Annotated in this window: 14 protein-coding genes; 8 read left to right on the forward strand and 6 right to left on the reverse strand. The window is 34.4% G+C overall.

The features are described 5' to 3' along the window. Window positions 1-253: 253 nt before the first annotated feature. Window positions 254-1,558 carry an MFS transporter gene (locus ACHRV5_RS00060; protein ID WP_395425292.1) on the forward strand — a complete coding sequence of 435 codons (1,305 nt, stop codon included), beginning with the start codon at window positions 254-256 and terminating at the stop codon, window positions 1,556-1,558. Between the two features lie 63 nt (window positions 1,559-1,621). Here the strand turns inward: ACHRV5_RS00060 and ACHRV5_RS00065 are convergent, their stop codons facing one another. From ACHRV5_RS00065 to ACHRV5_RS00090, 6 genes are read right to left on the reverse strand one after another with little or no spacing between them, the layout of a single operon-like run. After that, complete coding sequence (locus tag ACHRV5_RS00065) at window positions 1,622-3,469, reverse strand: serine hydrolase (protein ID WP_395425293.1); 1,848 nt, start codon at window positions 3,467-3,469, stop codon at window positions 1,622-1,624. A gap of 54 nt (window positions 3,470-3,523) precedes the next feature. After that, window positions 3,524-4,654 carry a serine hydrolase domain-containing protein gene (locus ACHRV5_RS00070; RefSeq protein WP_395425294.1) on the reverse strand — a complete coding sequence of 377 codons (1,131 nt, stop codon included), beginning with the start codon at window positions 4,652-4,654 and terminating at the stop codon, window positions 3,524-3,526. Window positions 4,655-4,703: 49 nt separating this feature from the next. Continuing rightward, window positions 4,704-5,426: a head GIN domain-containing protein gene (locus tag ACHRV5_RS00075; RefSeq protein ID WP_047779162.1), complete on the reverse strand. Its 723-nt coding sequence runs from the start codon at window positions 5,424-5,426 to the stop codon at window positions 4,704-4,706. Between the two features lie 17 nt (window positions 5,427-5,443). Next, the gene (locus ACHRV5_RS00080; protein WP_047779161.1) at window positions 5,444-6,505 is read right to left on the reverse strand and encodes a hypothetical protein; all 1,062 of its coding nucleotides are present in this window, start codon (window positions 6,503-6,505) and stop codon (window positions 5,444-5,446) included. Next, window positions 6,489-7,028, reverse strand: a complete 540-nt coding sequence (locus tag ACHRV5_RS00085; RefSeq protein WP_230001851.1) for an anti-sigma factor — start codon at window positions 7,026-7,028, stop codon at window positions 6,489-6,491. The genes ACHRV5_RS00080 and ACHRV5_RS00085 overlap by 17 nt, the downstream gene beginning before the upstream one ends. Beyond that, window positions 7,025-7,579: an RNA polymerase sigma factor gene (locus ACHRV5_RS00090; RefSeq protein WP_047779159.1), complete on the reverse strand. Its 555-nt coding sequence runs from the start codon at window positions 7,577-7,579 to the stop codon at window positions 7,025-7,027. The genes ACHRV5_RS00085 and ACHRV5_RS00090 overlap by 4 nt, the downstream gene beginning before the upstream one ends. Window positions 7,580-7,947: 368 nt before the next feature. Here ACHRV5_RS00090 and lon point away from each other — a divergent pair, with 368 nt between their 5' ends. The 7 genes from lon to ACHRV5_RS00125 all read left to right on the forward strand — a co-directional run bounded on the left by lon (window position 7,948) and on the right by ACHRV5_RS00125 (window position 15,080). Continuing rightward, the gene (gene lon / locus ACHRV5_RS00095) at window positions 7,948-10,401 is read left to right on the forward strand and encodes an endopeptidase La (protein WP_047779158.1); all 2,454 of its coding nucleotides are present in this window, start codon (window positions 7,948-7,950) and stop codon (window positions 10,399-10,401) included. A gap of 164 nt (window positions 10,402-10,565) precedes the next feature. After that, entirely contained in the window at window positions 10,566-11,585 is a 1,020-nt protein-coding gene (gene porQ / locus ACHRV5_RS00100) for a type IX secretion system protein PorQ (protein WP_047779157.1), read from the forward strand. Between the two features lie 8 nt (window positions 11,586-11,593). Next, window positions 11,594-12,196, forward strand: a complete 603-nt coding sequence (locus ACHRV5_RS00105; protein WP_395425295.1) for a murein L,D-transpeptidase catalytic domain-containing protein — start codon at window positions 11,594-11,596, stop codon at window positions 12,194-12,196. Window positions 12,197-12,243: 47 nt separating this feature from the next. Continuing rightward, entirely contained in the window at window positions 12,244-12,936 is a 693-nt protein-coding gene (gene cmk / locus ACHRV5_RS00110; protein WP_395425296.1) for a (d)CMP kinase, read from the forward strand. A gap of 72 nt (window positions 12,937-13,008) precedes the next feature. After that, on the forward strand, window positions 13,009-14,271 hold the full coding sequence (locus ACHRV5_RS00115; RefSeq protein ID WP_395425297.1) for a nucleoside permease: 1,263 nt from the start codon (window positions 13,009-13,011) through the stop codon (window positions 14,269-14,271). A 138-nt stretch (window positions 14,272-14,409) separates the two neighbouring features. Beyond that, complete coding sequence (locus ACHRV5_RS00120; protein WP_395425298.1) at window positions 14,410-14,742, forward strand: type II toxin-antitoxin system RelE/ParE family toxin; 333 nt, start codon at window positions 14,410-14,412, stop codon at window positions 14,740-14,742. A gap of 11 nt (window positions 14,743-14,753) precedes the next feature. Further along, complete coding sequence (locus ACHRV5_RS00125; RefSeq protein ID WP_395425299.1) at window positions 14,754-15,080, forward strand: helix-turn-helix domain-containing protein; 327 nt, start codon at window positions 14,754-14,756, stop codon at window positions 15,078-15,080. Window positions 15,081-15,347 lie beyond the last annotated feature (267 nt).

A 15,347-nucleotide genomic window follows, 5' to 3' on the forward strand; every position in this document is an offset into this window, starting at 1 on the left:
CAACAGGACATCTCAATTTTAAGTCTCCATTTTATTTGCACCGTTTGTCAGGCTGAGCGAAGCCGAAGCCCCTACAGCTATAACTTAAAACCATACACTTTAAACAAAATAAGCCTTTCCCTATTATTTTTGTTGATCTTTGAAAGGTGCGATGAGTTTCTTTTTTTATAAAAAATGATGTTCTTAATACTGTAATAATGAATTCTTAATAAAAAAGAGATAAATTCGCAGCTTAATTAACCAACCCATTTTTATGAAGAACTTACAAAAAGGAGATAAAAAATTGCTAAATGCCTGGGCATTTTACGATTGGGCAAACTCTGTTTATACACTTACCATTGCATCGGCAGTATTTCCAATTTTCTACGACAGCTTATTCTCAGATGACAATCATTATATAGATGTTTTTGGGATGCACTTAAAAAATTCTGCTTTGATTAGTTTTATTACGGCGGCAGCATTCTTGGTGGTTTCTTTTATTTCCCCTTTCTTATCCGGTATTGCGGATTACGTTGGAAACAAAAAATCTTTTATGAAGTTCTTTTGTTACGTTGGAGCTTTGTCCTGCATGGGATTATATTGGTTTGATTTGGGTAATATTTATGTTGGGTTGGCTTTCTATTTCTTAGGATTAATTGGTTATTGGGGAAGCTTGGTTTTCTATAATTCCTATCTTCCGGATATTGCTTTTCCGGAACAGCAAGATAAAATTAGCGCCAAAGGTTATTCATTAGGATACGTGGGAAGTGTTCTCTTGTTAGTTATTAATTTGGTGATGATTATGGGGGCAGAAAATGGAGCAGCAAAGATGCAAGCAATGCGTTATTCTTTTATCATGGTTGGTGTTTGGTGGGTTCTGTTCAGTCAGTATACTTATTTTTTCTTGCCTAAAGGAAGTAAAGAAACTACTCAGAAATTATCACGTGATGTTATATTTAATGGTTTCAAAGAGCTAAAAAAAGTTTGGGGTCTTATGAAAGAGAATATTCCATTGAAACGTTACTTGGGAGGATTTTTTGTTTCAAGTATGGCAGTTCAAACCGTTATGTTAGTTGCTACTTATTTTGGGGCTCAGGAGATTCAATGGGAGACAGAAGAAGATGGTACTATTGGTTTAATAAAATGTATCTTGATCATACAGTTGGTAGCCGTTGTGGGTGCAATTTGTACTTCAAGAGCTTCAAATAAATGGGGTAATATCCCAACCCTGATCGTAATTAATGGTATTTGGGCTACATTTTGTGCTTTGATCTATTTTATCACTTTACCAATTGAGTTTTATGTAATGGCAACCATGGCAGGATTTGTAATGGGTGGAATTCAGTCTTTGTCTCGTTCTACTTATTCGAAATTATTGCCGGAAACAGAAGATACAGCTTCGTTTTTTAGTTTCTACGATGTTGCCGAAAAAATTGGAATCGTAATCGGAATGTGTGTTTACGGAATTATTGATCAAATTACCGGAAGCCCGCGTGCGGCAATCGTTATTTTAGCTCTTTTCTTCTTAACATCTATTTTTCTTTTGAGAAGAGTTCCAAAAAATGCAACTTCAAAGTAATTGGTAGGTCAAAAGACCAGTTGTAAATCTATTTTAATAAAGAGTAATACCCTGATTAATCCTTTACGGATTCATTAGGGTATTAATTTTTGCAATCATCTGTTTAGCATTATTGTTCTGGGGATTTAGCTCCAATGATTTTTTATAGTTTTGTTTTGCTAATTCTAATTTTCCGGTTAGTTCATAGATTTCACCCAAACTATCGTACACATTAGCAGATTGTGGGTATTCGCTGCAGTTAAGTGAAAATAGTTGTATTGAAAAAGCGGTTTGTTTTTTATTATAAACACTGTATCCTAAATTGTTGATGGCCTCTTCAAAATTAAAATCAGGATATTTTTGTCTCAACTTTTTGAATGCAACAACGGCAGTTTCAAATTTAGAGTTATCAAAAATTTCGATCATTCTGGTTTGTGGAGTCCTGATTTCATCTAATGTAAGTTCCAGTTTTTTAACCGCATCACCATGGCGGGAAATGGTGATTCCTTTTAACTCATTTTTGTTATTCAAGTTAAATTGAATGTTATTTGGGTAATTGTTAACCTTAAAAGTATTATTGCCTAGGTAGTACATTCTGCTTTTTTCGGTATCAAAATTTTGTTTGAAGAAAGGGGAATAGAGGTATAGTTTTTTGTTTTCTTCGAAGATTTTTGTCGTTCCGAGACGGTTATAGCCGTAAAGAATTTCGGTGTAATATCCTTTTATGGCATTACGCAGTGCGAAGGGAGTTTCTTTGGTTGTTTGTTCATCGACCGGAATAGTCCAATTAAGTTTGTTTATAACTTCTTTAGTGATATAACTCATTAAAGGATAACGATTAGGTTTGTCACCATTGGCTAAAATCGCAATTCCGTTCCCTTTTTTCATAGTGGCTAAAAGTTCTCCGCCAACGCCTGTGTTAGAGCCATCGTGTGTAAACCAATCCAGATTGCCCCAACCTAAACTTCGTTGCCAGCCGTAACTCCAGCCTCTTGGTCCGTTTAATGTTACGATTTGGGTCACTTTTTGAGCAACGGCCGTGGAAATTACAGTGTTTCCTTTTCCCAATAAAGCCTTTTGCATTTCGATGGCAATAGAGGCCAGATCAGTGGGGGTAGACCATAAACCGGAAGGCGCTACTTGTGGAGTAATCGGAATTCCGGTTTTGATAATTTCTCCTTTTGAATTATGCACTTTTGCAATATTGGTTAAAAAATCATCTTCATTAGGTTGAATCATGGTTGAGTTTTGCAATTTTAAAGGATCAAGCAGCTGTTCTTTTACAATTTGGGCCAATGGCTTTCCAAGTTGATCTTCGAGAGCACATTGAAGGATTACATATCCACCGCCGCTGTATTCCCAATTAGTTCCCGGTTTAAAAAGAAACTCAATTTCCTTTTTGGATCTGGGCAATAATTTTCCCTGCAGACTCTCCACAATTGTTGGAATTGAATCACCTTGATAATAATCTTCAAAACCGCCTTGACTTGTTCCGGCAGTGTGAGATAAAAGCTGTTTCCAGGTTACATTGCTGCTTTTTGTGAAATCATTTTCGGGTAATTCCCATCTTTTAAGGTAGTTGGAAATAGGATCGTCCAGATTAATTAAACCTTTTTCTTCCAGAATAGCGCAAACTATTGCCGTAATAGGCTTTGAAATGGAAGCGGTAGAAAAAGCCGTATTTGCATTGATTTTTTCTGACGAGTCAGCTGCTTTAATTCCCCATTCGCTTGTCCAGATTATTTTGTAATTTTCAAATACTGCAACACTTAAACCCTTTAGATTGTGTTGAGTCATAAGTGATGCTGTGTTGGCTTTTAAACTATTTAAAGCACTAATCTTATTTGTTGTTTCAGCTGTATTTTCTTTTTTCTGACCAAAAGATAGGGCACAAGAAAGCACCAGAAGGAAAATGTAAATTGTCCGTCTCATTATTATCGGTTTTTTAAGGAATGGTTTTTAGATCACACTAATTCTTTGCATTTTTTAGGGCGTAGCATTTTTAGTAGCAGGTTTTAAATCTGCCAAGAGACCTTCGGCAACAGCCTCCAGATGTGTGCCGGAATCTTTATCACTTTGATTCATGATAATTGAAAAACCTAAATTATACTCTGAGTGTATTTTAAGTATATTTTGTGTGCCATTAGAGCCTCCATCTTTGGCGTAAGCAATAGTTTTATCGGGAGCTTGTTGAATTTCCCAAAAATAACCCATATCGCCATTTGTATAAATTCTTCGATGGGATTCAGTGACAACCTTGTTAGTCCTGTCCAGTTCAAATTTTATAAATTTAATTAAGTCGCTCATAGTAGATTTGAGCATTTTCGAAGCACCCCAAAGGTTGCTGGATAAAGGAGTCATTAGTAATCCGCTTGCATTATAGCCATTGGCAAGTACATCGGTAGTAGCCAATTTGACCTTTGTGGATTTCATTCCGGTTTTGTCAAAAATATGATGCTGTAATAAATCCTGGTAGTTCTTTTTGTAAACATTCTCCAGAATATGGGCACACAATTCAGGGCCCAGTGCTCCGTATTTAAAGGCTGTTCCCGGAAGAGTGTCCACTTTTACCTGTCTCAGAGCAGTAAAAAAATCGGTTTTGGTATACGATTTATCAAGTCTGTTTTTGTGAACGAGAAAGCTGTCAGGACTGTATTTTTGTCTTATTTCTTTGGTATCCGGAAAAGGAGTTAATATTCCGCTTCTGTGGGTAACCAGATTTTTAATTTTTATTGGGTTTTTCTTAAACTCCAAATTTGAAAATTCTTCGTTCAGGTATTTCCGAATGTCATCGTCTAATTTTATTTTCCCGTCCAGGACTGCATTTGCAACAAGTGTCCCTGTAAAAATTTTTGTGGTAGAAGCGATTTCAAAAAGAGTTTCGTCAGTAGCTTTGTTTCCTTTTCCTTTGTCGATTTCGCCATAATGTCTGGTGTAGACTTTATCGTCAATTACAACACCAATGGAGACAGAATAAGCCTTTGAATTGGTTAGTAATGTAGCGGCATTTTTATCGAGAGAGGCAAAGATCTCTTTTTCGGTAATTGGGTTTGCTTTTTGCTGGCTAAGACATGGAAAACCGATGCTTAATAAAAAAGCAATAATTAAATTTCTCATGGTTTTTACGTTATTAATTATTGCTTTTTATGATTTTAGTTAGCTGTTTTTATGCCTTGGAAATGTTTCCAGAACCCGAAACTTTTACATCACGTTTCTCTGGATTCCCTTCATATTTGATATTACCGGATCCGGATACTCTTGCTGTTAGAGTTTCATTGCAGTTAACACGACCGTTGCCGGAACCTGAAATGTTGATATCAGCATTTTTTGATTTAAGATCAGCTGCATCTATATCTCCTGAACCTGATAGTTTAGTAGTAAAATTATTGGCTGTTCCTTTCAATCGTACATTTCCTGATCCGCTTAAATTAAGATCTAGATCATTGGAATCGATACCTAAATTAAAGTTTCCTGAACCGGAAAGTTTAGCCGAAAATTTATCGTTTTTGATATTATTCTTAGTTTGAATATCTCCCGAACCGGATAATGTCACTTGAGATATTTTTTCGAACGGAATCGTAATCTGTATTTTTTGACGGGAACGAATATTGGTGTTTTTCTTCATGGAAATTTTCAAAGTATTTTCTGAAACTTCAACTTGCACCAAGGGCAGTAAATTTTCTTCTCCTTTGAGGGTAATATTTCCTTCTTTTCCGGAAACCAGGTCAACATCAAAAGAACCTGAGACTTTTATTCCGTCATAATCACTTGTATTTCGGGTTTCGGTACTTATTTTACCGTTTCCTGTTACCTTATTTGACGACTGTGCATTAGCTGTTAAGCTTAAAAGAAATGCACCACAAACTAATAATTGAATTGATTTTTTCATATTTATACTTTTTTTGGTTATTGTTTTTTAGTTAACGTTACACTGCCATAACTTGAATTGACAGCGATTTTATTTTGTCCTTTTTTCTTATAAAAGCCACTTATTCTTTTACTACTGTTTTTAGTTTCTGAAGATGAGATATCTAATGAACCATCATTTTTAATACCACCGTATCGGTTGTTGATATCAAAATCAAAAGCGAAGTTGGTATCATAACCCAATGAAATATCGGAGTATTCAGAGGTTACAGTTACGTTATTGGCTTTTTCGTTTATGATTCCAACACTTAGTTTACTGTAGGTCAGATCGGCGCTTAAGTTGCTTAAGAGCTCTCCAACATTGACTGTAAGGTAATTTCCGGAACCGGTAACAGAGCCTATTTTTTCAAACTTAAATTTCCCGTAATTACAATCGTACTTAACACTTTGTCCATCACCAATCACTAGGTCTGTATAATTGGTATCGAGGGTAATTTTACCGGCATCATTGATTTTTAGTCCGGAATATCGGGCTTCAATAGTTCCGCTTTTAATATAATCAATGGTTGAATTTTGACAGTACTCAATTTGAATGTTATTAGCATTTCCGTTTAATTTACTAAGTTCTACTTTGCCGTATTTGCAGAAAATATCAGTAGTAGAAGCCAGATCACCCGTAATAATGTTTCCATATTTGTTACTAAGTTTTACTGTCCCGTTTTTTGGAATTTTAATGACATAGTTAATTTCAAAACTATTGCTGCTTCCTCTGCTTTTAAAAGAAGAACTTCCAAGCGACGTTACAGCGCTAACCATTGCTTTTAAAGCCGTAATATCTACCGTTATGCTATTTAATCTTTCGTTTACCCAATTTTCATTCCCTCCGGTTACTTTGATGGTAATGTCCAGATCAATTTTATCTTCATCCCAGGTTGTCACAGTGATGTTACCGTATTTATTGTCAATATCTATTCCGGCATTGGAATTGACGATATAGGTTTTTTTGATTGTTTTTTGTTTTGAAATGTAGCCTTCATCGTTTGAAAATCCCAAGAAAGGAATCAAAAGAAAGAGCATCAGGAGGTTATAGTGTTTTTTCATGTGTCGTATTTTTTAAGTTTTCGTTTTCTTCTATTCGTTGTAAAACCGTTTGTAAAAAAGAGATTCGGGTTTGAAGATTGCTAATCATGGCGTAAATAATCTGTTTGTTTTCACCATTTTTCTGCAATTCGTTTATGATTTTCTGATAATCGGCATCAAAAACTTTCATCTGTTTTAAAGCGTCATTTATAATTTGCTCATTTTCAGGCGAACTTTTTTCTTTTAGTTTAACCAGTTCGTTATCAATTAAAATATTGAATATAGAATCGGTTCGTTTGGTTTCGTTGGACGCAAATTGAAACTGCTTTGGCTTCGTGTCATTGTTATAAAAAACAGATATTCCAATCAGTAAGGCAATAGACGCTGCAATTCCCCACACGGCATAATTATTTCTCTTAGGTTTCTTTTGATGGTTTAGTTTATTCAGGAAATCAAGTTGGTGATCCGGATTTATTTCCTGTACATCCCACTGATTTTCCAATTTTTTAAACAATTGTTCTAAGTTGTCATTTTCCTTTTTCATATTTCCTCTAATTTTTTTCGTAAATTTTCTTTAGCTCTGCTTAATGTGGTCCGGCAATTGGCATAGCTGATATTTAAAATTTCGCAAATTTCTTCCTGATCATAACCTTCAATAAAAAAGAGGGTCAAAACCATTCTGTAATTGTCTTTTAATCCTAAAATGGCATCTAAGACCTGTTTTACTTTTAAGGAGTTCAAATCAATACTTTCAGAAAAGAAACTATCATCTTCCTCAATTTTGTAAAGTGTCTTGCTTAAATCCTCGATTTGAAGAGCATTATTCTTTCTATAAAAATCAATACTGTAATTGACAATTATTTTTTTTAACCACGCCCCAAAAGCAACTTCCTGCTTATAGTCGTTAATTTTTGTAAAAGCTTTCAAAAAACCTTCCTGCATGACATCTTGTGCAAAATGTTCGTCTTTTACAATTCTGTACGCCACATTATACATGGCTTTACAGTAACGGTTGTAAACTTCGAATTGTGCTTTTTGATTGTTCTCTTTACAAAGCGTGATTAATTCTTCGATATTTTGGTTTGTTATATTCAAGTAATGGTTGCTAGTTTTTAATAAGGACTTTGCTTTTTTTGGTTTGTTACAGTTTCAATGAAAATTAATTTATTTTTTTTCTGAAATATTCTTTTTTTGTTTGATAGTCGTTGTTCATTCGAGAGTAGGAGTGGTTGTAATTGATTGTCTATTCCTGATTTGTGTTTTTATTAAAGCTGTCAGAAGGTTTAGGATTATCCACACAATAAAATTAAGGTATAAATTTGTTTTGGCACAATGATTGTCTATTTTTACGGTCTATCTTGTGGAGGATATACTTAGGATTGTTTTATCAAAAACTAGCATATCTAAGACCATATCTACAGTTAGGATTGAACTTTTAATGACAAAACGACTTATATATTATTATGTCAAACCATAAAATACTTACTATTGACAATCTGTCACTTCAAGAATTTGACTCAGAGGCAGAATTAATTCCATTATTAACTCCAGAAGACGAAGAAGAAATGAATAACGAAGAGCTTCCGCTTTCGTTACCGATCTTGCCTTTGCGTAATACTGTTTTATTTCCTGGTGTTGTGATTCCTATTTCGGCAGGAAGGGATAAGTCTATAAAATTAATTAATGATGCCAATGCCGGTGGAAAAATCATTGGTGTTGTTTCTCAAATTAATGAAGAAGATGAAGATCCGTCTAAAGATGATATTCATAAAATCGGAACGGTAGCAAGAATTCTGCGTGTTCTGAAAATGCCCGACGGGAATGTTACTGTAATTCTACAAGGAAAAAAACGTTTTGAAATTGACGAAGTCGTTTCAGAAGATCCTTATATTACAGCTACTATAAAAGAAGTTTCAGAAGAACGTCCCGATGAAAATGATACCGAATTTGTAGCGATTTTAGACTCTGTTAAAGAGTTGGCTATTCAAATTATAAAGGAAAGTCCAAACATTCCTTCCGAAGCTACTTTTGCGATTAAAAACATTGAAAGCCAATCGTTTTTAATCAATTTTGTTTCTTCTAATATGAATTTATCGGTAAAAGAAAAACAAGGTTTATTATCGATAAACGGATTAAAAGACAGAGCCCTTGAAACTTTGCGTTATATGAATGTAGAGTTGCAAAAATTAGAATTGAAAAATGACATTCAGTCAAAAGTTCGTTTTGATTTAGATCAGCAACAACGCGAGTATTTCCTTCATCAGCAAATGAAAACCATTCAGGAAGAATTGGGTGGCGTTTCGCAGGAAGAGGAAATGGACGAAATGGGGCTGAAAGCAAAAACTAAAAAATGGGACGAGAAAACGCAAAAACATTTCGAAAAAGAACTGTCAAAAATGCGTAGAATGAATCCACAATCTCCTGATTTCGGGATTCAACGTAACTATTTAGAGTTGTTTTTAGAATTGCCTTGGGGTGAATATTCTAAAGATAAATTTGATTTAAAACACGCTCAGAAAATATTAGACAAAGATCATTTCGGACTTGAAGAAGTTAAGAAAAGAATGGTAGAACATTTGGCTGTACTGAAACTTCGTAACGATATGAAATCGCCAATTATTTGTTTAACAGGACCTCCGGGTGTTGGTAAAACCTCTATTGGTCGTTCTGTTGCCGAGGCTTTAGGACGTGAGTATGTGCGTATTTCGTTAGGTGGTTTACGTGACGAAGCAGAAATTCGCGGACATAGAAAAACCTATATCGGTGCCATGCCGGGAAGAATTATCCAGAGTTTGAAAAAAGCAGGAACATCAAATCCGGTTTTTATTTTAGATGAAATTGATAAACTTTCAAGTGGAAACAGCGGTGACCCTTCTTCTGCTTTATTAGAAGTTTTAGATCCGGAGCAAAACAATTCTTTTTATGATAATTTCCTTGAAATGGGATATGACTTGTCTAAAGTAATGTTTATTGCGACTTCAAATAATATGTCAGCCATTCAGCCGGCGTTACGTGACAGAATGGAAGTGATTAAAATGTCAGGGTATACGATTGAAGAAAAAGTAGAAATTGCAAAAAGACATCTTTTTCCAAAGCAATTAGAAGCACACGGTTTAACGACTAAAGATTTGACAATTGGCAAAAAACAATTGGAGAAAATTGTAGAAGGATATACACGTGAATCCGGTGTTCGTAATCTGGAGAATAAAATTGCTCAGGTCATTCGTAATGCAGCAAAAGCAGTTGCAATGGAAGAGGAATACAATAAAAAAGTTACAGATGAAGATATCGTAACTGTTTTAGGTGTACCAAGATTAGAACGTGATAAATACGAAAATAACGATGTTGCAGGAGTTGTAACAGGTTTGGCCTGGACAAGTGTTGGAGGAGATATTTTATTTATTGAATCTTTGATTTCTGAAGGAAAAGGAGCTCTTACCATTACAGGAAATCTAGGGAATGTAATGAAGGAATCGGCTACAATTGCTTTAGAATATATCAAAGCAAATGCTAAGAAGTTAGGTCTTAGTGTTGAGTTGTTCCAGAAATACAACATTCACTTACACGTTCCGGAAGGAGCTACGCCAAAAGACGGTCCAAGTGCCGGTATCGCTATGTTGACTTCTTTGGTTTCTTTGTTAACGCAAAAGAAAGTAAAGAAAAGTCTTGCTATGACAGGAGAGATTACACTTCGTGGAAAAGTTTTACCGGTAGGTGGAATTAAAGAGAAAATCTTAGCGGCCAAAAGAGCCAACATCAAAGAGATTATCTTATGTCACGAAAACAAAAGTGATATTGACGAAATAAAAGCGGAATATTTAGAAGGACTGACCTTTCATTATGTAAAAGAAATGAGTGAAGTATTGGCTTTGGCATTGACAGATCAAAATGTTAAAAACGCTAAAACGCTGAAATAAATTTCGATATAAAATCCCAAAAATATAAATTCCAAATTCCAATAAACTGATCCTTTTTTAGTTTGGAATTTGGAATTTATATTTTTGGGATTTATTTATTTTTATAAGTTTATAATTTTATCTTCGCAGTTGCGTTATCTCCCTATAGGAACGCCTCAAAAAGCATGTTAAAACGACTTGTTGTATTTTTTATGTTATTGATTTGTTCGATTTCTTTCGGGCAAATAGGAGGACGTTACACGTATCAGTTTCTTAATTTAACGACTTCACCAAGGCAGGCAGCGTTAGGTGGAAAAACGATTACAATTTACGACGACGATGTGAATCAGGTTATGTTTAATCCGGCGACTTTAAACGAAGATATGGACAATCATCTGGCTATGAATTACGGAAGTTATTACGGTCAGGCCTCTTACGGGACGGCTTCCTATGCTTATACGTATGACAGGCACTTGCAGACTTTTTATGCCGGAGTAAGTTATGTGAATTACGGTACATTTGAAGGGTATGACGAAAACGGTCAGGCCACTTCAGATTTTACAGGTAATGAAGGAGCGCTTTCGTTAGGGTATGCGTATAATATTCCTTTTACAGATGTTCATGTTGGAGCGAATGTGAAGCTAATAACTTCAACGTTAGAAACTTATAATTCTATTGGAGGTGCAATTGATTTAGGTTTTTTGTATATAATTGAAAAAAATGATTTAAATTTGGCTCTTGTAATTCGAAATATTGGAACTCAGTTCACAACTTATTCCGGAATACAGGAAAAATTGCCCCTTGAAATTATTGCAGGAGTATCGCAAGAACTAGAGCACGTGCCGCTTCGCTGGCATCTTACTTTAGAGAATTTGCAACAATGGAATGTTTCGTTCTCGAATCCGGTTCGTGGCGAAACAAACTTAGACGGTACGGCGAGTAAAGAGAAAGTTTCTTTTGTAAACAACGCCTTACGACATGTTATTGTTGGTGTCGAGCTTTTTCCTAAAAAAGCATTTAATATCAGATTGGGGTATAATTTTAGAAGAGGTGAGGAGTTAAGAATTGAAGAACAACGTAATTTTTCGGGAGTTTCTTTAGGGTTTGGTTTAAAAATGAATCGATTAAAGTTTAATTACTCATATTCAAAATATACTTTAGCGGCTAATACTAGTCTTTTTGGACTAATGTTTAACTTTCAATAGGTGATTTTATGAAGCTATTTTATTTAATTCTCTTGGTAACTGCAGGTTTTTTTAATACCTCGAATATTGCTTTGGAAGATGAGGATGTATTGACTGCTATAGATATTGAAAGGATAAATACCCATATCAATGAGGTAAAGGAAAAGATTGCGATTAGCTCTAATTACAATCAAAAAATTGCTTTTCTGGTTGATATGAAAATCAAATCCGGTAGAAATCGTTTTTTTGTGTACGACATTGAAAATGATAAAATTATAGATCAAGGACTTGTTGCCCACGGATCCGGATCAGAAACAGGAGTTGATGGGGAGTTAAAATTTAGCAATACACCGGAATCTAAAGCAACTGCATTAGGAAGATACTCCATCGAAAAATGTTATAAAGGAATTTTTGGCAAGGCCTACAGACTGGCTGGTCTGGATGAAACCAATAATAACGCTTTGAAAAGAGCTATAGTTTTACATCGATATTCAGCTGTTCCGGAAAACGAACAGGATTATTATATTTCACGCAGCCAGGGTTGCCCAATGGTTAGTGAAGCCTTCTTCAAAAGAATAGAAAAAATAATTGATACTTCCAGATCAAGAATTATTTTAGATATTTACTACTAAAAAATCGTCCACACTTATTATTAATTTATAAAATCAAAAAGATTATTTTGAAAAAAATAACCATTGCAATTGACGGATTTTCGTCAACAGGAAAGAGTACTTTAGCAAAACAATTGGCAAAAGAATTAGAATACGTATACGTCGATACGGGAGCAATGTACAGAGCAGTCGCTTTATTTGCAATGCAAAATCAATTAATAGGACCTGAATTCTTCGATAAAACAGGCCTTGTGGATTTCCTTCCAAAAATTCAATTAGAGTTTAAATTCAATGTAGATTTAGGATTTGCAGAAATGTATCTGAATGATGAAAATGTTGAAAAACAAATCAGAACCATTGAGGTGTCCAGCTACGTAAGTAAAGTGGCTGAAATTTCAGAAGTGCGTGCTAAATTGGTAGAGCAACAAAAAGAAATGGGTATAAACAAAGCTATCGTTATGGATGGCAGAGATATAGGTACTGTAGTTTTTCCTGATGCTGAGCTTAAAATTTTCATGACTGCAAGTGCAGAAACGCGTGCGCAGAGGCGTTTCGATGAATTGCAAGAAAAAGGCGATGCTGTTTCGTATGAAGAGGTTTTGAAAAATGTGGTCGAAAGAGATTATATTGATACACATCGCGCAGATTCTCCATTAGTAATTGCAGATGATGCAATTGAAATCGATAATTCTTATTTAAATAGAGAAGAACAATTTTCAGCTGTTCTTGAATTAGTAAATGATGTTGTTAAAACGGTTTAATTTTTTGCAGATATCATTTTTAATGGTAGTTTTACCGCTTCATTTATTATTTTACAAAGACAATTTTATTATATGAGTATAAAATTAAGGCTGACAATTATGAATTTCCTCCAATTTTTTGTTTGGGGAATATGGTTGATTTCATTAGGTGGATATATGGGCCAGGTTTTTGGTCCTTTAGAAGGAGGTAGTATTGGCTTGTCTATAGGAAGAACTTATGCTTCTATGGGATGGGCAAGTTTATTCATGCCTGCTTTACTTGGGATCATTGCTGATAAATATTTTAGTGCGCAAAAAGTTTTGGGAATTGCTCACGTTATTGCGGGAATTGCAATTTTCTTTGCTACTAAAGCGACTAATTCAACAGAAATGTATTGGATTATTTTTGTAACAAGTTGTTTTTATATGCCAACAATAGCCTTAAACAACTCCGTTAGTTACGCGGTCTTAAATAAATTTAGTTTTGATGTTCAAAAAGCATTTACTCCAATTCGCGTATGGGGAACAGTTGGATTTATTATAGCAATGTGGGTAACCGATTTGACAGACTGGAAATCAAGTACGAATCAGTTTGTTTTTGCGGCCGTTGCCATGATTATTACGGGTATATATTCATTCTCTATGCCTGATGTTCCTGCTGAAAATAAAAACACAAACCAATCATTTTCTAGTAGATTCGGATTAGATAGTTTTGTGCTTTTTAAGCAAAAGAAAATGGCTATATTTTTTGTTTTTGCGATGCTTTTAGGTGCTGCATTACAAGTTACTAATATGTTTGGTGATACTTTTATAAGAAGTTTTGGTTCTAATCCTGAGTATCAAGGAACCTTTGGAGTGGAGCACTCCGTATTTATTATTTCATTATCTCAAATTTCAGAGACACTTTTTATTCTGACTATTCCTTTCTTTTTGAAGAGATTTGGTATTAAACAGGTAATGGTTTTTAGTATGATTGCATGGGTATTACGTTTCGCTTTATTTGGTATCGGAAATCCTGGATCAGGTGTGATTTTCCTTGTTTTATCAATGATCGTTTACGGAATGGCTTTTGACTTTTTTAATATCTCAGGTTCATTATTTGTTGAAAGAGAAACGGATAGCAAAATTAGATCAAGTGCTCAAGGATTATTTATGCTAATGACTAATGGTATTGGAGCAATTTTAGGAGGCGAATTTGCTGGAAGAACGGTAGGTTGTTTTACTGATGGAAATACAGTGCAATGGTCTAATGTTTGGTTTTCATTTGCTGGTTATGCATTTGTAATTCTAATTTTGTTTGCTTTTCTTTTTAAGTATAAACATGATCCAAAGGAGGTTGAGAATTTAAGGCATTAAATGAGATTAATTTTAGCGATTAAATGAAATATAATGTTAAGTCATTTTTGATTTTAATTTATTTGTTAAACATAAAAAATACCACAAAAGTTTCTAATTTTAGAAACTTTTGTGGTATTTTTGTTAATAGATAATTACATGAGGTATTTTGAAACAAAATTTTTGGAAGAAGCGGAGGAATTTTTATCGAAATTGGATCGGAAAACCATAGCTAAGGTTTTGTATACTATTGACTTAGCAGAACAGACAAATGACCCAAGACTTTTTAAGAAACTGCAAAACAACATCTGGGAATTTAGAACAATGTTTTATGGTAATCAAATTCGGTTTCTAGCATTTTGGGATAAATCCGATGATAAAGAAACTTTGGTTTTTGCAACTCATGGTTTTATCAAGAAAGTGGATAAAGTTCCTGCGAACGAAATTGAAAGAGCTGTAAAAATAAGAAAGAACTATTTTATAAAAGAATAACATAGAAAGAAATGGCAAAGACAGGAATCAAATCCTATTCTCTTTCTGAGATGAAAGATAAGTATATCGGAGAAACAGGTACCGAGGAAAGAGATGCGTATGAATATGAGCTTCGAATGGATGTTTTAGGCAAAATGATTAAAGCAGTCCGAATAGAACGAAATTTGACTCAGGAACAATTAGGTGAATTGGTTGGTGTGAAAAAGGCACAAATTTCAAAGTTAGAAAGCAGTGCGAATAGCGCTACAATTGCAACTATAATTAAGGTTTTTACAGCGCTGAAGGCAGAAATTAATTTTAATGTAAAATTAGAGGACCAGAGTTTCCAGATGTCTTAAAATAGTAAAACTATTTTTTATTACAAACCCGACAGGTTTTTAAAACCTGTCGGGTTTAATTATTTTTTAAGGTTTTAGAACTTAAAAAACACCAACTGTACTACCGCAGAAAGCCTAGCCTGATAATCATTTGTATTTTATTTTGTCAGTACAAATAAATGTAGTAATTTTGCAGTCCTTTTGGCAGAGTAGAGTTTCCACTAGGTATCAACAATTTATGTAAAACAACTTCTGTTTTTTCTATCGCTTTATGAAACTCAAGAAAAA

The organism is Flavobacterium sp. FlaQc-52 (assembly GCF_044007495.1).
Classification (GTDB): Bacteria; Bacteroidota; Bacteroidia; order Flavobacteriales; family Flavobacteriaceae; genus Flavobacterium; species Flavobacterium cupriresistens.